General features: G+C 40.7%; 20 protein-coding genes. 8 read left to right on the forward strand and 12 right to left on the reverse strand.

Going from position 1 to position 20,523, the window contains the following annotated elements; genetic code table 11:
• The first annotated feature begins 199 nt into the window (after positions 1-199).
• The 4 genes from recQ to PNIG_RS14230 all read left to right on the forward strand — a co-directional run bounded on the left by recQ (position 200) and on the right by PNIG_RS14230 (position 4,767).
• Positions 200-2,023, forward strand: coding sequence for a DNA helicase RecQ (gene recQ / locus PNIG_RS14215; protein WP_011329220.1), 1,824 nt, complete (start codon positions 200-202; stop codon positions 2,021-2,023).
• 7 nt (positions 2,024-2,030) lie between these two features.
• A complete protein-coding gene (locus tag PNIG_RS14220; protein ID WP_011329221.1) occupies positions 2,031-2,315 on the forward strand; it encodes a DUF3630 family protein in 285 nt (94 codons plus the stop codon).
• Positions 2,316-2,422: 107 nt separating this feature from the next.
• Positions 2,423-4,132: a ShlB/FhaC/HecB family hemolysin secretion/activation protein gene (locus tag PNIG_RS14225; protein ID WP_089368749.1), complete on the forward strand. Its 1,710-nt coding sequence runs from the start codon at positions 2,423-2,425 to the stop codon at positions 4,130-4,132.
• A gap of 65 nt (positions 4,133-4,197) precedes the next feature.
• Positions 4,198-4,767 carry a mechanosensitive ion channel domain-containing protein gene (locus tag PNIG_RS14230; protein ID WP_011329223.1) on the forward strand — a complete coding sequence of 190 codons (570 nt, stop codon included), beginning with the start codon at positions 4,198-4,200 and terminating at the stop codon, positions 4,765-4,767.
• A 90-nt stretch (positions 4,768-4,857) separates the two neighbouring features.
• On the opposite strand, the gene PNIG_RS14235 is transcribed toward PNIG_RS14230, so the two are convergent.
• The 3 genes from PNIG_RS14235 to PNIG_RS14245 form a co-directional block, all read right to left on the reverse strand.
• Positions 4,858-5,916: a succinylglutamate desuccinylase/aspartoacylase family protein gene (locus tag PNIG_RS14235; RefSeq protein WP_011329224.1), complete on the reverse strand. Its 1,059-nt coding sequence runs from the start codon at positions 5,914-5,916 to the stop codon at positions 4,858-4,860.
• Positions 5,903-6,808, reverse strand: coding sequence for a 30S ribosomal protein S6--L-glutamate ligase (gene rimK, locus PNIG_RS14240; RefSeq protein WP_011329225.1), 906 nt, complete (start codon positions 6,806-6,808; stop codon positions 5,903-5,905). The genes PNIG_RS14235 and rimK overlap by 14 nt, the downstream gene beginning before the upstream one ends.
• A gap of 64 nt (positions 6,809-6,872) precedes the next feature.
• The gene (locus PNIG_RS14245) at positions 6,873-7,295 is read right to left on the reverse strand and encodes an ATP-dependent zinc protease family protein (protein ID WP_086995212.1); all 423 of its coding nucleotides are present in this window, start codon (positions 7,293-7,295) and stop codon (positions 6,873-6,875) included.
• Between the two features lie 278 nt (positions 7,296-7,573).
• Here PNIG_RS14245 and PNIG_RS14250 point away from each other — a divergent pair, with 278 nt between their 5' ends.
• The 3 genes from PNIG_RS14250 to PNIG_RS14260 all read left to right on the forward strand — a co-directional run bounded on the left by PNIG_RS14250 (position 7,574) and on the right by PNIG_RS14260 (position 9,834).
• Positions 7,574-8,545: a zinc transporter ZntB gene (locus PNIG_RS14250; protein WP_089368750.1), complete on the forward strand. Its 972-nt coding sequence runs from the start codon at positions 7,574-7,576 to the stop codon at positions 8,543-8,545.
• Positions 8,546-8,893: 348 nt separating this feature from the next.
• The gene (locus tag PNIG_RS14255; RefSeq protein ID WP_089368751.1) at positions 8,894-9,292 is read left to right on the forward strand and encodes a hypothetical protein; all 399 of its coding nucleotides are present in this window, start codon (positions 8,894-8,896) and stop codon (positions 9,290-9,292) included.
• Positions 9,293-9,363: 71 nt separating this feature from the next.
• Entirely contained in the window at positions 9,364-9,834 is a 471-nt protein-coding gene (locus tag PNIG_RS14260; protein ID WP_089368752.1) for a hypothetical protein, read from the forward strand.
• Between the two features lie 94 nt (positions 9,835-9,928).
• On the opposite strand, the gene rraB is transcribed toward PNIG_RS14260, so the two are convergent.
• The 9 genes from rraB to PNIG_RS14305 form a co-directional block, all read right to left on the reverse strand.
• Positions 9,929-10,264, reverse strand: coding sequence for a ribonuclease E inhibitor RraB (gene rraB, locus PNIG_RS14265; RefSeq protein WP_011329231.1), 336 nt, complete (start codon positions 10,262-10,264; stop codon positions 9,929-9,931).
• Positions 10,264-10,977 (reverse strand): 1-acylglycerol-3-phosphate O-acyltransferase, encoded by a 714-nt coding sequence (locus PNIG_RS14270; RefSeq protein WP_011329232.1) that lies wholly within the window; start codon positions 10,975-10,977, stop codon positions 10,264-10,266. Before PNIG_RS14270 ends, rraB begins: the two co-directional genes overlap by 1 nt.
• A gap of 175 nt (positions 10,978-11,152) precedes the next feature.
• A complete protein-coding gene (parC, locus tag PNIG_RS14275; RefSeq protein WP_011329233.1) occupies positions 11,153-13,447 on the reverse strand; it encodes a DNA topoisomerase IV subunit A in 2,295 nt (764 codons plus the stop codon).
• A 10-nt stretch (positions 13,448-13,457) separates the two neighbouring features.
• Positions 13,458-14,552, reverse strand: a complete 1,095-nt coding sequence (locus PNIG_RS14280; RefSeq protein ID WP_011329234.1) for a PQQ-dependent sugar dehydrogenase — start codon at positions 14,550-14,552, stop codon at positions 13,458-13,460.
• Positions 14,553-14,585: 33 nt separating this feature from the next.
• A complete protein-coding gene (gene parE / locus PNIG_RS14285) occupies positions 14,586-16,475 on the reverse strand; it encodes a DNA topoisomerase IV subunit B (protein WP_011329235.1) in 1,890 nt (629 codons plus the stop codon).
• Between the two features lie 20 nt (positions 16,476-16,495).
• Entirely contained in the window at positions 16,496-17,065 is a 570-nt protein-coding gene (locus tag PNIG_RS14290; RefSeq protein WP_011329236.1) for a YqiA/YcfP family alpha/beta fold hydrolase, read from the reverse strand.
• Positions 17,050-17,871, reverse strand: coding sequence for a metallophosphoesterase (locus tag PNIG_RS14295; protein WP_089368753.1), 822 nt, complete (start codon positions 17,869-17,871; stop codon positions 17,050-17,052). The genes PNIG_RS14290 and PNIG_RS14295 overlap by 16 nt, the downstream gene beginning before the upstream one ends.
• Positions 17,858-18,316, reverse strand: a complete 459-nt coding sequence (locus PNIG_RS14300; protein WP_058374175.1) for a DUF1249 domain-containing protein — start codon at positions 18,314-18,316, stop codon at positions 17,858-17,860. The genes PNIG_RS14295 and PNIG_RS14300 overlap by 14 nt, the downstream gene beginning before the upstream one ends.
• Before the next feature lie 44 nt (positions 18,317-18,360).
• On the reverse strand, positions 18,361-18,987 hold the full coding sequence (locus PNIG_RS14305; protein ID WP_089368754.1) for an NUDIX domain-containing protein: 627 nt from the start codon (positions 18,985-18,987) through the stop codon (positions 18,361-18,363).
• Between the two features lie 153 nt (positions 18,988-19,140).
• Here PNIG_RS14305 and tolC point away from each other — a divergent pair, with 153 nt between their 5' ends.
• Positions 19,141-20,496, forward strand: a complete 1,356-nt coding sequence (tolC, locus tag PNIG_RS14310; protein WP_011329240.1) for an outer membrane channel protein TolC — start codon at positions 19,141-19,143, stop codon at positions 20,494-20,496.
• Positions 20,497-20,523 lie beyond the last annotated feature (27 nt).

A 20,523-nucleotide genomic window follows, 5' to 3' on the forward strand; every position in this document is an offset into this window, starting at 1 on the left:
TTATTCTCTATGTTATATCTGGTAAGAGGAGTAAAGCATAACTAGGATAAAACTAGCAACACAGTTAAATTTATTAGCCGCTTAAAGTCAGCTAATATCACCCCCCTGAGCGAGTAAATTCACACGTTATAAATTTATTCAAAAAACATTCAACACTCGCTAAAGACATCCTGTACAAAAAACACTAAAATACCCCGCAATGAATACATTAACACCACCCTCTAGCTCACTTGTGCGCACCCCTGAAGCTGTACTCAAACAAGTGTTTGGTTATAGTGAATTTCGCGACGGCCAAAAAACGGTTATTGATGCAGCCATTAACGGCCAAGATTCGTTGGTATTGCTGCCAACCGGTGGCGGTAAATCTGTGTGCTATCAAATACCCGCTTTAGTGCTTGAAGGGGTAACTATTGTTATTTCTCCGCTAATATCGCTAATGCAAGATCAGGTAACTCAACTACAAGCGCTGGGCGTTAAAGCCGCATATATAAATAATAGCTTAGCCCGCGAAGAGCAGCAGCAGGTATACCAACAACTCCATCAGGGATTAATTAAACTACTGTATGTTGCCCCTGAAAAAGTGCTGCAGCGCGAGTTTTTAGAGCGCTTATCGCATTTAAAAATCAGCTTATTTGCTATTGACGAAGCGCATTGTGTATCGCATTGGGGGCACGATTTTAGACCCCATTACTTTCGTTTAAGCGAATTAAAACAACGCTTTGCTCATGTACCTATGATGGCCCTTACTGCAACTGCCGATAAAGCCACTCGTTTTGATATTGTTGAGCAATTAAAGTTACAACAACCCTATATTCATACCGGCAGCTTTGATCGCCCTAATATTCGCTACACCATAGAAGAAAAATTTAAACCTATGGTGCAACTGCTGCGCTATTTAAAAGAACAAAAAAGCCAAAGCGGCATAATTTATTGCACCAGCCGTAAGCGCGTAGACGACATAGCCGAAAAGTTAGCCGACGCGGGACTTAACGCCGCCGCCTATCATGCAGGTATGAGTAACGAGCAGCGCCAATTTGTGCAAACCGGCTTTGCCCGCGACGATATACAAATAGTGGTTGCTACAGTGGCCTTTGGTATGGGTATAAATAAACCCAATGTGCGCTTTGTATTGCATTACGATATTCCCAAAAGCATAGAGTCGTACTATCAAGAAACTGGCCGCGCTGGGCGAGATGGACTTGCCGCTGAGGCTATAATGTATTTTGATCCGGCAGATATAGGCCGCGTAAGACGCTTTTTTGAAGATATTGACGACGAGCAACGTCGCCGCGTCGAAGAGCAGCGCTTTAATGCCATGGCCAGTTTTGCCGAAGCACAAACCTGCCGTCGACAAATCCTGCTTAACTATTTTAGTGAGTATCAACGTGAGCCATGCGGTAACTGCGATATTTGCTTAAATCCGCCCAAAAGCTTTGATGGCACTTTAGTAGCGCAGCAGGCACTATCGTGTGTATACAGAGCAGAGCAACGCTTTGGCCTTGGATATATTGTTGAGTTACTACGCGGTGCAAACACCAGTCGTATTCGCGATAATAACCATCATCAACTCAGCACCTACGGCATTGGCAAAGACAAAAGCAGTGAATTTTGGCTAAGTATTTTACGCCAACTTATTCATCAAGGCTTATTAAGCCAAGATATAACCCAAGGTGCATCACTGCGTTTAACCGAAGCCGCGCGCGCTATTTTAAAAAGCGAATATGCGTTGCAACTCGCAGAGCCTCGCCTGCAAGCTAAGCATGTTTATCAAGATAAATTAGCCCAGTTTAATTACGACAAAAAGCTATTTGCTCGCTTAAGGGCGCTGCGAAAAGAGTTAGCCGATGCCGACGATGTACCGCCGTACGTGGTATTTAACGACAAAACGCTTGCAGAAATGGCGCAGCTAATGCCGACCAACGACAGCGAATTTTTAAAGGTGTCGGGTGTTGGCTTTACTAAATTAAATAAGTATGGCGGTGAGTTTTTAACTGCAATTCGCAACTACCTTGCTACTAACTAAGAGCATTATGACCATAATAGAATATCACCACACGCATCAATGCATTATTATTACGCCGGTAGAGCCGCCCCACGACGAAGACTTTGAACTGTGGAGTCGCTTGTTTTTACACCACGATGAAATAACCATTAATGAGTACTCTGCTGGTGCCGATCGCCATCAACTGCGCTTCACTTATCAGCAGCAAACATTTAATTTAAATTTTGAACACTACAGCCAAAGTATTTGGATTAACGGCGAAGGCCATGACGCTGAACATTTATTAGCCGCACTTACTTTTTACCTAAGTTAATAGCAATTAAATAACTTCAAGCTCTCTACTTTTAACTTACATTTTAGTAACAATGATGTAAGCTGATATTACGGTAGTAATTTGCTACGTAGCAGTAAAGGGTTTGAATGATTACTAAAAAATGGATTTCATCTTGTTGTTTTAGCCTCTGTATTCCAAGCTTTTTTATGTTCAGTTTAGCTGCGCAAGAAACCCCTCATGCGCAAAATGATTGCGCAAGCGAGCAACCAACGCCATCAAGTAGTAATAATTTACGCCGTCAACTAGATCAACCAACGCCACTGTTAAAGCAAAGTAGTAATGCAAAAATTGCCAATATTACTTTGCAGCAACTTAACGTATTTAATACTGAACTCGAAGCCGAAAATAACGCCCTATTTCGCTTTGCTAACCGCGCGCATATTCAAACCGAGCCTGAGGTTATTAAAAGTATTTTATTGTTTGAGAGCGGTGATAATTTTGATCCTAAAAAGCTCGCCGAATCAGAACGCTTACTGCGTAAACAAAACTATTTATACGATGCTCAAGTCATTGCCACCGAAAACTGCGAAGGGAACGTTAATGTTACCGTCGTTACGCGTGACTTATGGACACTACTACCAGAAATAAGCTTTAGCCGCAGTGGCGGAGAAAACAAGTCGAGTATTGGTTTTCGCGAATCTAACTTATTTGGCTGGGGTAAGCGTTTGTCGTTGTCGCGCACTACAGATAGCGATCGTAATGGTTATTTATTTGTATACGACGATCCTAATATTTTATCAACCCGCTATCGTGGGCGTTTAGAGTACGCCGATAATAACGATGGTAAACGCCATCTGCTAGAACTTACCTATCCGTTTTTTGCTATAGACACCCCTTTTAGCTACGGTATTTTAAGCTATTCAGAGCAACGCGAAGAAGCGCTATATCAGCGCGGTGAAAAGTTTAGCGAGTTTGATCAAACGACCGACTACAACAGTTTTTTTGTTGGTCACTCCAAAGCATTAAGCCGTAACTGGACCCAGCGCCTCAGCCTGGGCTACGTTGATGAGCAACATACTTTTGCTGCAATAGACTCTACCTTTGCACCCTTAGCCGTCGATCGCAGCTTAAGCTATCCTTATGTAAGCGGACACTGGTTTGAAGATAACTTTATAAAAGTACGCAATTTCGACAGTATTTATCGTACTGAGGACTTAAACTTAGGTTGGAACATAAAAGCCTTACTAGGCTACTCCGATGAATCTGTTAGTAACGATGATAGCCGCGCGGTTTACTCTTTTAATTTTAAAAAAGCTCACTTTAGTGGCGATAATACCTTATGGCGCTTTAGTGCAGGCATTGATGGTTACTGGAATAAAGAGCAGGACAAATTTGAAAACCTGATCTCCACCAGCCAAATACAATATTATTTAAATACCAGCATTGATCAGTCTTGGTATGTAAAAGCTCAGGTGCAGTACGCTAAAAACCTCACTAACGATAAACAACTTACACTCGGCGGCGAAACCGGCCTACGTGGCTATCCTATGGATTATCAGCATGGAGATCGCAGCTTTTTAGTGAGTTTAGAAAAGCGTTACTATTGGGAATATGATTTGCTGCAATTATTTAAAGTAGGCGGCGCGGCTTTTCTTGATGTTGGCCGAGCATGGTCTAACACCCCAAACAATGTTGAAGATAGCCGCGTTCTTAAAAATGTAGGTATAGGCCTGCGCTTAGCACCAAGCCGTGCAAATGCCGGCACCATGATCCATATAGATATAGCTGCACCGCTAGATAGTGCCGATGGCGTAGATTCGGTACAGTGGCTGGTAAATGTTAAAAATTCTTTTTAAATGGCTATTTCGTCGCACCCTAAAGCGTTAAACTGGGCATATATAATTATTGTGAGACTATAACTTTGGAATTGTTAGCTCTGCTTGGCACCCAATATAAACTGGTCGTTACCCTTATTGCGTTATTACTTTTTCCGATACTGTTAAAAGGTACTAAAAAGCTTCTCGAAAAAGCTATTAAAGGAAAAATAGACCTACACCGAAAATATCGTGCTGAGCTATTACTTAAAATTATCCTCGCATTTGTGATGTTATGTTTAGTGCTGGTATTTTGGGGTATCGAGCTACGTGGACTCCTAGTACTAGGTTCGTCGCTATTTGCTATGCTAGGTGTTGCACTGTTTGCCGCTTGGTCATTACTTAGTAATCTCACCGCTTTTTTACTGATGTTTATTCAAAATGACTGCCGCGTTGGCTATTGGGTACGTATTGTTGATGGCGCAAATAGTATTGAAGGGCGCATTATAGAAATGGGCTTAATGAATGTAGTGCTTGAGCACATTGACGGGCATAGAGTTATATACCCTAATAACTTATTTGTAACTCGTCCGGTACTGGTTTTAAACAAAGAACCTAAGCCAACAAAAGCACCGGTAATTAGGCGTATTATTGGCCCCAAAAAGCCAAATAAATAGTAATAAAAAAGCCGTTTTGTTATCCCAACTGGGTTAACTAAAACGGCTTTACAATTTATTCTATCTATATTTAGTAGCTTACTATTATAACTAGTTATTTAACTCAGCTGTTTTAAGCTCATCATCTAAATCATTTATTTCATCAATAAAAGTGCCAAGCTGTTGCTCAACCAAGCTATTTGCATGAGCAAAATACGCAATATGAAACACCGCATCACCCTCATTTACTAATGGCATAGTTTGCTGGCCAATAATAATTCCACTGCGTGGTGCTGGTAGCTCAAGTTCAGAGTCGCCAAGTGGGCTGCTAATATAAGCAAGTACTTGCCCCTTAGTAACACGCTCTCCAAGCGATACCTGCGCACGCACAATGCCATCTACATTAGCACGCACCCAACTTGTAGAGCTGGCTATAATAGGCTCAGGAAGCTTTCTAGGACGCTTACCACGGATCATTTTTAAATGGCGCATAACATAGTCAACGCCTTGTACACCTGCAGCAATCGCAAATGGGTCAAAACGCAGTGCTTCACCGGCTTCATAAGTAATAACCGGGATCCCTAAGTTAGCGGCTTCGCTGCGCAGTGAGCCATTACGTAACGAGGCATCTATCACTGCGGGTGTACCAAATGCTTTAGCCATTTGTGCGGTGGCTTCATCGGCTAAATTAGCGCGTATTTGCGGTAAGTTAGTGCGGTGAATAGCTCCCGTATGTAAATCAATAATATGGGTACAATGTACTGCCACTTGATTAAAAAACATATACGCCATACGACCAGCCAGCGAGCCACGCTCTGAACCCGGAAAACTGCGGTTCATATCGCGTCTATCAGGTAAGTAGCGCGACTTATGTATAAAGCCAAACACATTTACAATCGGCACCGCAATCAGCGTGCCGCGCAACTGGTTAGGATCTATTTTAGCAAGTAATTGCCGCACCACTTCTACGCCATTGAGCTCATCGCCATGAATAGCCGCACACACCATAAGTACCGGCCCTTCCATAACACCATTAACCACTTCAATTGGAATATTAAGTGGAGAGTGGGTATAAAGTTTTGCCGCTTCTAAGGCCAGCGTTTTACGCTCGCCTACGCCAACACTTTCACCTAATAAGGTAAAAGAACGGTTAATTTTAACCTTTGCCACGAGTTGCTGTTCCTTTACTTGATGCTGTTTTTTCAATGAAATCAATCACCATGCCTGCAATATCTTTACCTGTTGCTATTTCAATGCCCTCAAGGCCTGGTGATGAGTTAACTTCCATCACTAAAGGACCACGTGATGAGCGAAGTAAATCAACACCGGCTACATTTAAGCCCATCGCTTTAGCAGCTGCAACGGCTGTTTTACGTTCTTCTGGCGTAATACGCACTAATGTAGCGCTACCACCACGGTGAAGGTTTGAGCGGAACTCACCTTCTTGTGCTTGGCGTTTCATTGCTGCAATCACTTTGTCACCTAAAACAAAACAACGGATGTCAGCACCACCGGCTTCTTTAATGTATTCTTGCACCATAATGTTAGCTTTTAAGCCCATAAATGCTTCAATAACACTCTCAGCCGCTTTACGCGTTTCAGCCAATACCACACCAATACCTTGCGTGCCTTCTAGTAGTTTAATTACTACCGGCGCACCGCCTACCATTTCGAGCAAATCTTTTACATCATCTGGTTTACTAGCAAAACCAGTCACTGGCATACCTACACCTTTACGAGATAAAAGCTGTAATGAGCGCAACTTATCGCGAGAGCGAGAAATAGCAACCGACTCGTTTACTGGATACACGCCCATCATTTCAAATTGACGCAGCACCGAACAGCCGTAAAACGTAACTGATGCGCCAATACGCGGAATAACTGCATCAAAGCCTTTTAAGTTTTCACCACGATAGTGAATTTCTGGTAGCTCAGAGTTTATATTCATATAACAACGCAGTGCATCTACTACTTTAACTTCGTGACCACGAGCTTCAGCCGCCTCAATTAAACGACGCGTTGAATACAATTTTTTGTTGCGAGATAAAATACCAATTTTCATAATTTAAACCTTAATAAGTACGTATTATTTTAGAAGCTTAGTCCCTCTAAAAGTTAATACATCCTTATAATAAATGAGATAAAGCCGGGTCAACGACTATACGATTTTCCATGGCTGTACGCCCGAGTAACATTCTAAACTTCATTGTTGCGCGGCTAGTTAAGGTAATTTCTATAGGCCAGCTATATTTACCCGCATGCAATGTTGTTTCTATAAAGTAACGTAACTCTTTTTGCCCGCCAGAGCTGGTTACGTGCTTCTTCTTTTTAACTTTTGCATTGCAAACAACTTGTGTTTCTTCATCTTCTTGCAATGGCTGGGTAATAAATTTAACCCACTTTTCGCCATCAACTTCATACTCTTCTATATTAAGTGCATGAATACATGAGGTGCGGGCACCGGTATCAATTTTTGCTTTTACTTTCTCGATGCCTAGCTCTGGTAAACTCAACCACTCACGCCAACCAACGGTAATCTTTGCTGTCATAAATGTGCCCTTAATAAAAAAGTGTCTTATACGCTACCGGAAAAAAAACACCAACAAAATAAATTTATCAAGTCGACAAATTGATTTGATTGATCTTTATAGCCGACTAGTTTAACAATATAAGCGTAACAAACTAGTCAACTTTAAGGGCCAAAAACCCCCTTGTTCGAAGCGCTAAATAAATTTAACTTCTTAAAAAAGAAAGATAAGTTTAATTTACTAAAGTAAATACACTATAGTAAACGGTATTAAAAACACACCATCTATGAGAAATTATTATGATTAATGGCTTACTTCACGCCCTTGTACTTGATGAGCAAGGCGGTGCGCGCACTATAGAAAACAGCGCCGAACTACATAATTGGCAACCAGAGCAAGGCAAGCTTTGGGTGCACATGGATTATAGCCAAGCTGACGTTGTCACTTGGCTAAAAGGCTGTGAATTTTTAACCGACTACGAATTAGAGTCGCTAACTGCAGACGAAACTCGTCCACGTATCACCTCTGCTACAAACGGCCATATGTTATTTTTACGCGGTATTAATTTAAATCCGGCACAAAGCCCTGAAGACATGGTTTCAATTCGCCTTTTTATTAACGATGATATTGTTATTACTACCCGAAAGCGTCGCTTACTATCTATTCAAGATATTTTAGCTTCATTTAGTAACAATACCGGTCCGCGCAGTATTTCTGAACTCGTCTGCACTATCACCCAAAAACTCACTTCCCGTATGGAAAGTGTTATTGATGCTTTAGATGAAACCCTAGATGAATTTGAAGAAGAAATAGATGAGCCAAGCAAAAAGTTTGATAATCAAGGTTTGTCGCAATTACGTCGGCAAACTATTGCTTTAAAACGCTATTTAAAGCCACAAAAAGAAGCGCTTATTAGCATGGTTAATCATCACTATTCATGGCTCTTCGATGAGGATAAAGCTAAGCTTAATGAAACCACTAATTTACTAACTCGTTACCTTGAAGAATTAGACAGCTCAATAGATCGGGCGCAAATTATTCAACAAACAGTCACTAACCAAGTATCTGAGCAGCTAAATCAGCGTATGTATGTTATGTCGGTGGTGGCTGCATTATTTTTGCCACTGGGCTTTTTAACCGGCTTATTAGGCGTAAACGTAGGCGGCATACCTGGCACAGAAAGCCCTTATGCGTTCACTTTATTCGTCGTGTTTTTAGTTGTACTTACCGGCAGTATTGGCGTGTACTTTAAAAATAAAAAATGGCTGTAACAATATAAATTAATTATTTAGTGGAAGTAACGCGCTACGGGTAAAGCAATAAGCAAAGATAGCTTATAAATACGCTAGGTAATTTAAGGTGAGCCGCATCAGGTTTTTATGCAATAAAAATCTGATGCGGCTCTAAACACGCAAAAAAATTCAAATATAAAACCCTCTATATTCTCCTAAAAACAAACTACACCAAAATAAAGCAACAATTTAATTACAATAAACTAGCAAAACTCTTAACTATTTGTTACTAATATAGGAAATAATAACTAGGAAGCTCTGATAGTATTGCCTCCTAGTCTTTCTCTATAATGCCTTTAAGCAAGTGACCGCTTTAGGAGTTATTGTGTGACCAAATTAGTACTGTGGTTTATTTTTGCGTCTATGACTTTATTAGGTTGTAGCTCGGTTAAAGAGCCAACCTTTAATAACGATATTGTAGTGATTGATGTAGCTGATTTGAACCAATATTGGGTTGCTAAAACATCTAAGGTAGTTTTCTTACCTGGGCGTCCAAAGTGGATACCTAAAGGAATGGGTAAAGCATCTTTTTTTATTACTATTGATTCTAACGGAACTTTGGTTAGTAGAGAGTTAATTGACTCCATACCTAATGATTGGATGACACAAAAAATATTAGATAAAATGCCAATACAACAATATAAGCCTTCCATAACTAACCCGACTAAAATTCCGGTTAAGGTTAAAATAAACCCAGAATTAAAGGCACTTGTTGATATAACTTAATACTGATTAAACGTGAATATTTAAAACACTAAACTGCAACATCTGGTTGCTTTATATTTTAAGGAAAAATAATGAGAAAACTCGGAATTTCAATTGCTTTATTAGCTTTAGCAGGCTGTGCGTCAACAAATTATTCAGACTTTGACGTTAGTGAAGCTGTAATATCAAAGCTTAAAATTAACGAAACTCATAATTTAAATGAAAGGCAGCATAAGCTAGAAATATCTTTTGATTATGAAATATCTGAATACGTAGATACGAACAATTTATATAATTGTTCTGTACAGTTTTTAGCTTTAGATGGCACAACAATCTCAATGTCGAATGGTAAAAAATCACCTTGTGAGTTGAATAAAGCCAAAGGCAAAAAGTCTATAGTATGGCCAACCATATTAGATAAGGCGCACTCTCCTTCTGAAGAGCAGCTTTCTAAAATAAAGTACCCTATAGAATACTTTGTAGCTATTCATCAACGAACAGGTAAAAACACGAATAGAATAATCGGAAAGTCCGCCATCCAAGTTAGCACGGTAAAAATATAGCTCACTAACGATCTAATACAGTTTGTAGAGATTATACCAATATAAAAAAGGCGAACATTTTACAATGTTCGCCTTTTTTATAACAGTCAGCTAATTACTCTTGAAAGTAAGTGCCCCAACCGTCGTATTCTACTTCGCATTCAACAGCAAGTGCTGCCAGCTTATCAACGTCTTCCATTATTACGTCAACATCAAGCTCTGACTCTACAACTATGTCAAAACTCCAAATTTTTGCACCGTCTTCAAGCTCAAGCTCTGCTGGCTCTTCTACATCGTAGCCTAATTTAAAAGCGGCTAATGCGGCCTGCTCTAACTTAGGGAAGTCTTCACATACAAAGTGATGTTCTACTTCGTAAAGTATTTCAGGGTCTGAACCATCTTCGAGTAATGAAGATACGATGTCTTCACTTATTTCACGCCAGTTTTCCATTAATTTTCTCTCACTTGAGCATCTAATTCAGTTATTTTAGCAGCCATAATACTGTGCACACTTTTAGCGTGCTCGCGCGCGCTGATGTTTTTATCAAGCGATATGGGGGCTAACATTTCAATATAAATTGTACCATTATCCCAACGATTTAGTTTAATGGTTTTATGCGTTGTGCTCATACATACGGGCACTATGGGTACTTGCGCACTTAAAGCGGTATGAAATGCGCCTGTTTTTAAAGGTAATAAACCGCGTCCGTAACTGCGTGTACCTTCTGCAAACATCCATACTGATAAGCCATTTTTCTTTATTTTTTCAGCGGCTTTAGAAATAGTTCCCGCAGCTTTTGAGCGGTTTGTACGATCAATTAAAATATTCCCCGAAAGCCAATACAACTGACCAAAAAATGGCACCCACTTTAAGCTTTTTTTACCTACGCTCACGCAGTTTTTAGGCACCATTGCAGGAATAGTAAATAAGTCATAACTATTTTGATGATTTGCCACATAAACCGCAGGACCAAGATTTACGCTATCCGGATGGTACTTTCGTACAACTTTAACGCCCAGCATTTTTGCTACTGAGCCAAACCAGCTCGCTATAATATGCACATTATTAGGATGAAATGGCCTCACTATTGATAACAGTAACCCAAAAATACAACTTAATAATATAAACAACAGCATAATAAAAATACGTATAACAGCAAGCAACAGAGCGTCTCCAAATATAATCGCGTTAAGCCAGCGGCTATTATAACGTTATTTTATGATCTACACGAGAAAATAGCGCACAAGTGTACGCTCAATTTTATAACAAACTAAATTTATAACAAAAAAATGGCCTGCATAAGCAAGCCGTTTAATATGAGCGAATGTGAATTAATCGCTACTCATCAATAGCATTTTCAATTGGCTCGTCGTTTTGCGGGCTAAACTCTACAACAGCTTCGTCTACTCTTTGTAGGCCTCGTGGTAGTTTATTACCCCTACGCCCTCGCTCGCCATAATAATGCTCTAAATCACTTGGTTTAAGCGTTAGTTTTCGCTTACCTGCATGCAGCGTTACACTACTGCCCTCAGGCACTACTGCTAATACTTTTACAAACTCTTCGCGGGCTTGTACTTTAGCCCCCGGAATAGAAATTATTTTATTACCTTTACCTTTACCTAGTTTTGGTAAGTCGCGCAGCGGAAATAACAACATCCGCCCTTCGTTGGAAATGGCCATACAATAATCACTAGCGACCTCGTTAACCCTAATTGGCGACAGTAATAAACCGCCTTTAGGTACGCTCACCAATGCTTTGCCGTTTTTGTTTTTACTCACTAAGTCTTTAAAGTCAGTAATAAAGCCATAACCTGCGTCTGATGCCATAAGTAATACTTGGTTATCTTCACCCATTACTACATGCTCAAAGTTAGCGCCTGCACTAAGGTTAAAACGCCCTGTCATGGGCTCACCTTGGCTACGTGCTGAGGGCAGGCTATGCGCATCGGTTGCAAACGCTCGTCCTGCTGAATCTAAAAACACGGCGGGCTGGTTACTCTTACCCCGAGCTGAGGCTCTATAAGCATCACCGGCTCGATAACTTAACCCTTGCACATCTAAATCATGTCCTTTGCCAACGCGTGCCCAGCCCTTGTCTGAAAGCACCACAGTGACCGACTCTGATGGGATTAAATCTTTTTCATTTAACGCTTTTGCTTCTAGGCGTTCAACAACTGGCGAGCGACGGTCGTCGCCATATATTTCAGCCGCTTCTTGAATTTCTTTTTTAAGCAACGTTGACATACGACGATCTGAGCCTAGCGTTTGCTGCAATTTATCACGCTCTTTAGCGAGTTCATCTTGCTCACCACGTATTTTAAATTCTTCTAACTTAGCTAAATGACGAAGTTTTAGCTCTAAAATAGCTTCTGCTTGTATGTCTGTTAAATCAAAGCGCTCCATTAATACTGGCTTTGGTTTATCTTCGCTGCGAATAATTTCAATCACTTCGTCAATATTTAAAAAGGCTGCTAATAAGCCTTCTAAAATATGTAAACGCGCTAACACTTTATCTAAACGATATTGTAGACGTCGACGTACTGTTTCGCGTCTAAACACTAACCACTCGGTTAAAATAGTCAGTAAATTTTTAACTTGCGGACGCCCATCTAGGCCAAGCATATTTAAGTTTACACGATAGCTTTTTTCTAGATCTGTGGTGGCAAATAAGTGCGCCATTAACGGCTCAGCTTTAATGCGATTTGAACGCGGAATAATGACGATTCGAGTCGGGTTTTCGTGATCTGACTCATCGCGTAAATCGGCTACCATTGGCAGCTTTTTAGCGTTCATTTGCGCTGCAATTTGCTCCAGTACTTTACCACCAGAGCACTGATGTGGCAGTGCGGTAATAACTATATCACCCTGTTCTTGTGTATAAACAGCACGCATTTTGATTGAACCACGCCCAGTTTTATATATTTTGTGAATATCGGCTTTTGGGGTAATTATTTCTGCGTCTGTAGGGTAATCTGGCGCATGTACTAAAGTAAGTAATTCTTCAAGCTCAGTTTTTGGTTTATCAAGTAATAAGCAACAGGCACTGGCTACTTCACGCACATTATGAGGCGGAATATCGGTTGCCATACCAACTGCAATACCCGTTATACCATTGAGTAATATATGCGGTAAACGCGATGGCAGTACCACAGGCTCATCCATGGTGCCGTCAAAGTTTGGCGTCCAATCTACCGTCCCTTGGCCTAGCTCTTTGAGGAGTATTTCAGAGAACTTAGATAAACGTGCTTCGGTATAACGCATTGCCGCAAACGATTTAGGATCGTCGGCCGCGCCCCAGTTTCCTTGCCCGTCAACCAATGGATAACGATAAGAAAACGGCTGCGCCATTAATACCATGGCTTCATAACAGGCACTATCACCATGGGGATGGTATTTACCTAGTACGTCACCTACGGTACGGGCTGATTTTTTATACTTGGCATTAGCCGATAACCCCAGCTCGCTCATAGCATAAATAATACGTCGCTGTACTGGTTTTAAGCCATCGCCCACATGGGGTAATGCCCTATCCATAATTACGTACATAGAATAGTTTAAGTAGGCGTCTTCGGTAAAACGACCCATTGTTTGTTGCTCAATTCCTTGCATTAGCAAGGTATCTGTATCACTCATTAAAGCTTACCTAGTTTTTCTTATAGCTTACACGGTAGATCACATTGGCGTAATCATCGCTTACCAATAGACTGCCGTCACCTAATTCTGCAAATGCAACAGGGCGTCCATATGTTGTTTCGTCTTGCATAAAGCCTGTAATAAATGGCGTATATTTAGTTACACGGCCTTGCTCAATGCTCGCTAATGCCACTTTATAACCTGACTTTTTAGAACGGTTCCACGAGCCATGTTCAGCAACAAATAACTGCTGCTTATAGCTTGCTGGAAATTGCTTACCGTTATAAAAATGAATACCCAAAGGCGCTACATGCGCCGGTAAGGCTAGTGCAGGTGAAGTATAGTCGGCAATTTTTTTACCTTTTCCAAATTCAGGGTCAATAATCGCGCCTGCGTGAACATACGGAAAACCAAAATGCTCGCCCTCTTTAGTGACTCTATTTAACTCATCTGGCGGAATGTCATCCCCCATCATGTCGCGACCATTGTCGCTAAACCATAACGCTTGTGTGCTAGGGTGAAAGTCAAACCCTACTGAGTTACGTACGCCTTGCGCCAGTGTAGTAATTTGCTTGGTTTCTACGTTTAACGCAAAAATACGGCCAAAACGCTCGTCTTCAGCGCAAATATTACAAGGTACACCAACCGGAATTATTAGCTCGCCAGTTGGGGCAAAGCGTAAAAATTTCCAACCATGATGTCGCTCTGATGGCAGCGCATCGTAAAGCACCTCAAACTGTGGGTTTTTTAGTTGCGTATCAATATTTTTAAAACGAATGATGCGGTGTACTTCACCAACATATAAATCGCCATCTTTCATTGCTAAACCTGAAGGCATATTTAAGCCTTCTGCAACCAGCATTTTTTTATCTGCTACGCCATCGCTGTTATGATCAATAAGTGCATATACATTGCCTGCTTTGCGCGAGCCAACATATACTATGCCTTTTTTTGATACTACAACTTGCCGTGCATTTTCAACATCACTGGCAAATAAGCTAAGCTCAAACCCCGGGGCTACCGTGAGTTTATCTAATATATTTTTAGCCATTACGGTATTGCTAGTTAAACCTAGTAATAGCACTATTTTTAGTACCGTATTCATATATTCTCCTTGTTTTTTAAACGCAGACGCTAATTAAACTTGTGCCTTGTTACCGTGATCCTCTAGCCATTGACGCCTATCTGCAGAGCGCTTTTTAGCCAGTAACATATCCATCATTTCCATGGTTAATTCTTCTTCATCCAAGGTGAGTTGCACTAAACGCCGGGTATTTGGATCCATAGTAGTTTCACGCAGTTGCAACGGGTTCATTTCACCCAAGCCTTTAAATCGCTGTACGTTTACTTTACCGCGTTTTTTCTCAGCTTCAATGCGCGCTAAAATACCGGTTTTTTCGTCTTCATCTAGTGCGTAATAAACATCTTTACCAATATCGATTCTAAAAAGTGGTGGCATAGCAACATACACATGCCCTGCTTTTACTAGTGGCTTAAAGTGGCGCACAAATAAGGCGCACAATAGGGTAGCTATGTGTAACCCATCCGAGTCAGCATCGGCTAATATACATATTTTATTATAGCGCAGCGCTGTTAAATCGTCTGAATCTGGGTCTATACCTAATGCCACCGAAATATCGTGCACCTCTTGCGATGCTAATATTTGCCCCGAATCAACTTCCCAGGTATTTAATATTTTACCACGCAGCGGCATTATTGCTTGAAACTCACGATCTCGCGCTTGCTTAGCCGAGCCACCTGCCGAGTCACCTTCCACTAAAAATAGCTCGGTGCGATCGTTATCTGCGGCACTACAATCGGTTAATTTGCCCGGAAGTGCAGGCCCTGCGGTTACGCGTTTACGGATCACTTTTTTAGCAGCACGTAAACGTCGCTGCGCATTAGAAATACACAATTCAGAGAGTTGCTCTGCAATATCGGTATGCTCGTTTAGCCATAAACTAAAGGAGTCTTTTACTACGCCCGATACAAATGCCGCACATGAGCGCGACGATAACTTTTCTTTAGTTTGACCGGCAAACTGCGGATCTTGCATTTTAACTGAAAGCACATAACTACAACGCTCCCAAATATCATCTGGGGTGAGTTTTACACCTCGTGGTAATAAATTTCTAAACTCACAAAACTCACGCATTGCCTCAAGTAAACCTTGGCGTAAACCGTTTACATGAGTACCGCCTTGTGCGGTAGGTATTAAATTTACGTAACTTTCAGCTATTGACTCGCCCCCTTCAGGTAGCCAAATCAATGCCCAGTCAGCACCTTCAATTGAGCTTGAAAACTCACCTACAAAGGGCACATCTGGTAATGTTTCGTAGCCTTTAATGGCTTCAATTAAGTAATCTTTTAAACCCGTTTCGTAAAACCATTCTTGGGTTTCTTTAGTTTGCTTATTAACAAACTTAATGCGTAAGCCTGGGCATAACACGGCTTTAGCTTTTAATAAGTGATTTAGTTTAGTGATTGAATAGTTAGGCGAATCAAAGTAACTAACGTCTGGCCAAAAACGTACTGTGGTACCGGTATTGCGCTTACCCACCACGCCAATTACGCTTAAGTCTTCAACTTTTTCGCCATTTTCAAATGCCATTCTGTATTGCTGGGCATCTCGTCTAACGGTCACTTCTACGCGGGTTGATAGCGCATTTACAACCGAAATACCAACGCCGTGTAAACCACCCGAAAACTGATAGTTTTTGTTAGAAAACTTACCACCAGCATGCAGTTTGGTAAATATTAGCTCAACCCCGGGAATACCTTCCTCTGGGTGAATATCAATAGGCATACCACGGCCATCGTCACTCACTTCGAGCGAGTTATCTTCGTGTAAGATCACATCTATTCGAGTGGCATGGCCGGCCATTGCTTCATCGACACTATTATCGATAACTTCTTGGCCTAAATGATTTGGCCGCGAGGTATCTGTATACATACCGGGGCGGCGTTTTACCGGATCTAACCCATTGAGTACTTCAATAGCTTCGGCGTTATAATTTTGCTGACTCATAATTTTTATCTTTATATGCGCTAACTAGTTTTATTTAATTTAAGAAAATCGACAATGCTTGCAATAGTGCGCTCAAAGCCAATAAAGCTGTGATCACCACCAAATTCTATTAATTGCTTACAGTGTGAATAATAATTTACTGCGTGTTGAAAATTTAACACTTCATCACCCGTTTGTTGCAACAAGTACAACAACTCAGGGTGCTTTAACTCGCTCAATGTTAATACTTTTAAAGCATCTATATGACGGTTATTTAGTTCATAATTATAATCTTGATACGGATTATAATTTGCCCCAAGTAAAGGCTGTAATAAATTGCCCGGTGCTACCGCTGGGTTAATAACCACCGCAGGAATATGATAACGCTGCGATAAATAGGTGGCAAAAAAACCGCCTAATGAACTACCTAATAACGCGGTATTAGGTGTGATTAACTGCTCTAACTCGATAATAGCTTGCAGAGGTTCGTGGTTTAAACGTGGTACATAATAGTCAACATCATAGTGTGCCATAAGCTCACCAAAGCGCACAGCTTTATATGATTTTTCAGAACTATTAAAACCGTGAATATAAATTACGCGCTTAACCATATCACGTCCGTATTTATATGCACTTGCCCTTGCGATGAGTTTATATAAAGCATTCTATAAGCTGGGCCATTATTTTGCTGTTGCCACGCTTTACTGTGCTTAGTAAATTGCACTGAGCTTGCCGGCGTAGCGTAAATATCAAGCTCTCTAAAACATTGCGTATAATCATTATGCACATGACCATGAATAAGCGCAGCAACATTGCCATTATTAACCAACGTATTTAATAGTTGTGGGCCATTTTCGAGCATATGTTTATCTAAATAACCGTTTATTGGCAACGGATTATGATGGCAAAATACCAGTTGCTTACTAACTGGCTGCGCTAAACAATCGGATATTTCATTTAAATGCTCACTTGTCACCCAACCGGCTGGAGTGAGCCCTTTGGAGTTAATAAGTAATAGCTCAATATCAGTGCTTGCGTTATTAGTTAGGCTATTAGTTAGGTTATTAGCCACTAAGCGTTTTGCCGCTTTTATTTGTCCACCACTGATTTGCTCAAGCAAGGCAATTTCGTCATGATTACCTGGTAGCCAAAATACTGGGCAAGTAAGTGTACTGTTGCTTATAAGCTCACTAAATAATAAGTAAGATTCCACACTATGATCTTGTGTTAAATCACCGCCAAATACCACTGCATCTAGTTGTTGTAACGCCATATGTTCAAGCGCTTGTTGAAAATATGTGGCTGTATTTACCCCAAAGTACTCAGCATTTCTATCGGCAAGTAAATGGCAATCTGTAACATGAGCAATACGTAAAGATGGCTTATTAAAAGTATAAGTATCATCAAACCAAGCCATTATTTACATCCCAATTTAGCGTGGCTTGGCCATGCTCAACACACGCCACCAGCCAATCATATAAAAAGGCGTTAAGCTGATATTTTTCATCTTTTTGATGCATTTTAGGATTAGGATAACCGTAAGAAGGTTTTATGCGCTGATGATAGTCGTGATGAATAATTTCGGCCACTTTCGCATCATTATAAAGCCTAACGGTTAAGTATAATGGGGTAATGCCTTTTACCATTCCTGATAGCTGTTTAATTGACACATCCATAGTGTATTTAGCCATGTCATCTATTTTTACAGCAAACTCACTGTTACCCAACTTTACCTCGCGAATACTTTGTTTAGTTTGCTCGCTTGGTAATAACTTTAAAAGCCGCACGTAATTATGCTCGCAAAGTGTTAAATACTTTGGAAGGTTTTGAATATATCTTTGGGTTGCTAAAAGTGCTGTCAAAGTACCGCCATTACAATTTATAAATTACTATTTATGTATAAAATTTATGCCCACTTGTTGATCATACCATCACGATTGAGCGCTAACCATTGCAAACAAATAACCGTTGCAGCATTGTCTATTTCCCCACTATTAAGCCGTGCCAGTGCATCATCTAGTGTTAATATATGGGTTTTAATATCCTCCCCTTCCGTTTCTAAACCGTAAACTCCGCTGTTTACTTGGCTTAAATCGGCGCGGGCTAAATATAAATGTAACCGCTCAGTAGTGCCGCCGGGGCTTGAAAGATACGAAAGCATAAACTCGAGCTCGGTTAAATTAAGTCCGGCTTCTTCATAGGCTTCTTTTTTTACTACCGCTGCATAATCCTCACTGCCATCGGTCATACCTGCAATACATTCTAACAGCCATGGCGAATGTTTGCTTTTTATTGCACCAATGCGTATTTGCTCTATTAATAACACTGTATCGGTTACAGGGTCGTAAGGCAGCACGGCAATAGCATCGCCACGTTCTAAAATTTCACGGCTAATGAGTTGCGACTCGCCACCCGCAAATAATGCATGTTTAAATTGATATAAGTTAATTTTAAAAAAACCATCGTAAAGGTTAGTAATAGGTTTTAATCTCACATCTTGGTGAGTAAATTCGATCAACTTTTTATTGGTCATATAACTACCTCTTACTTATTTTAATAAACTAAAGTGGATTAATATATTCTGTTACACTTACAAACATTGTTTTACTCATTTTTTTTTTAGTTATGAGCCAAAACAGGTTAACATGCCCAATAGTATAAAATTTGTCTAAGGACCGAACCACACATGAAAAAGAACATCCTTGCGGCGCTGGTTAGTTTATCATGCGCAATTGGCGCTACAGCTGCTCACGCTGAAGATTTACTACAAGTTTTTGAAATTGCGACAGCAAACGATCCTACCGTGTTGAAGGCAAAAGCCCAAGCGGATGCACAATCTTATCAAAGTGATCGTGCGATGAGCGCATTATTACCTCAAATAGGTTTAAGCTTAGGCTACGAAAAAAGTGACTCTACCTCTTTTCAAAGTGTTGGCGATTTATCAAATCAAGTTAAAGTAGAAAGCGATACTGACCAATTCACTCGTGGTGTTAGCTTAAGCCAAACACTGTTTGATTTAGGCGCATGGAATAACCTAGGTATTGCTGATAAACAAGCTCTACAAGCCAGTGCACAGTACGATTTTGCTAAGCAAGATTTAATAGTACGTGTTGCCGATGGTTACTTTAATGTATTAAGTGCTATCGATAGCCTTGAATTTGTTAAAGCTGAAAAGCGCGCTATTGAACGCCAATTAGAGCAAACAAAGCAACGCTACGCGGTAGGCCTAACTGCTATTACCGACGTACACGAAGCTCAAGCTCAGTTTGATAACTCAGTAGCACAAGAAATTGTTGCCGGTAATGCCGTAGAAACAGCACGTGAACTACTGCGCGAAATAACAGGTAAGTACCACGCAAAACTTGACGTTTTAAATACCGAAACATTTTCAACTGTAAAGCCAAATAAACCCTCTAGCGACTTAGTTAAAGTGGCTGAAGAAAAAAACTTAAATTTACAAGTAGCAAAAGTCACAGTTGATATAGCTAAAGATCAAATTGAGCTAGCGAAAGCAGGCCACTACCCAAAATTAACACTTGATGCGCGTTACGGTGATTCTTTAACCAATCGCGACATAAACGGTGCAAGTTTTGATAACCAACCTCGTGCCGATTCGACCACTATAGGTATTAACTTTAGTGTGCCTCTTTACTCAGGTGGTGCCACGGTTGCTGCAACTAATCAAGCACGTGCATTTTACGTCGCTGCAAGCCAAGATTACGAAACTAACTATCGCGCAGTTACACGCACAGTTATTACTTCTTATAATCAAGTGGTTTCAGATATAGCGACCTTTAGAGCGCTAGAGCAAGCGGTTATATCTGCCGAGAGTGCACTTAAAGCAACTGAAGCAGGTTTTGAAGTAGGTACTCGTACTATTGTTGATGTACTTGTTAGCACACAAAACTTGTACAATGCAAAACGTAACCTTGCCAATGTTCGCTATCGCTACGTGGTATCTACGCTGCGTTTAAAGCAAGCAACAGGAACACTGACAAATGCTGACTTAATGGCGATTAATAAAGGTTTAAACGCAATTTAACACAGCTTAGTCTAGTAACTAAAAAGC

Origin of the sequence: Pseudoalteromonas nigrifaciens, assembly GCF_002221505.1 — a bacterium.
Taxonomy (GTDB): Bacteria; Pseudomonadota; Gammaproteobacteria; order Enterobacterales; family Alteromonadaceae; genus Pseudoalteromonas; species Pseudoalteromonas nigrifaciens.

Excerpts from the sequence above, each read along its gene's own strand:
- recQ (WP_011329220.1), top strand. The coding sequence starts at position 200 with ATGAATACATTAACACCACCCTCTAGCTCACTTGTGCGCACCCCTGAA.
- PNIG_RS14220 (WP_011329221.1), top strand. The coding sequence starts at position 2,031 with ATGACCATAATAGAATATCACCACACGCATCAATGCATTATTATTACG.
- PNIG_RS14225 (WP_089368749.1), top strand. The coding sequence starts at position 2,423 with ATGATTACTAAAAAATGGATTTCATCTTGTTGTTTTAGCCTCTGTATT.
- rimK (WP_011329225.1), bottom strand. The coding sequence starts at position 6,808 with ATGAAAATTGGTATTTTATCTCGCAACAAAAAATTGTATTCAACGCGT.
- PNIG_RS14245 (WP_086995212.1), bottom strand. The coding sequence starts at position 7,295 with ATGACAGCAAAGATTACCGTTGGTTGGCGTGAGTGGTTGAGTTTACCA.
- PNIG_RS14250 (WP_089368750.1), top strand. The coding sequence starts at position 7,574 with ATGATTAATGGCTTACTTCACGCCCTTGTACTTGATGAGCAAGGCGGT.
- PNIG_RS14260 (WP_089368752.1), top strand. The coding sequence starts at position 9,364 with ATGAGAAAACTCGGAATTTCAATTGCTTTATTAGCTTTAGCAGGCTGT.
- rraB (WP_011329231.1), bottom strand. The coding sequence starts at position 10,264 with ATGGAAAACTGGCGTGAAATAAGTGAAGACATCGTATCTTCATTACTC.
- parC (WP_011329233.1), bottom strand. The coding sequence starts at position 13,447 with ATGAGTGATACAGATACCTTGCTAATGCAAGGAATTGAGCAACAAACA.
- PNIG_RS14280 (WP_011329234.1), bottom strand. The coding sequence starts at position 14,552 with ATGAATACGGTACTAAAAATAGTGCTATTACTAGGTTTAACTAGCAAT.
- parE (WP_011329235.1), bottom strand. The coding sequence starts at position 16,475 with ATGAGTCAGCAAAATTATAACGCCGAAGCTATTGAAGTACTCAATGGG.
- PNIG_RS14290 (WP_011329236.1), bottom strand. The coding sequence starts at position 17,065 with ATGGTTAAGCGCGTAATTTATATTCACGGTTTTAATAGTTCTGAAAAA.
- PNIG_RS14295 (WP_089368753.1), bottom strand. The coding sequence starts at position 17,871 with ATGGCTTGGTTTGATGATACTTATACTTTTAATAAGCCATCTTTACGT.
- PNIG_RS14305 (WP_089368754.1), bottom strand. The coding sequence starts at position 18,987 with ATGACCAATAAAAAGTTGATCGAATTTACTCACCAAGATGTGAGATTA.
- tolC (WP_011329240.1), top strand. The coding sequence starts at position 19,141 with ATGAAAAAGAACATCCTTGCGGCGCTGGTTAGTTTATCATGCGCAATT.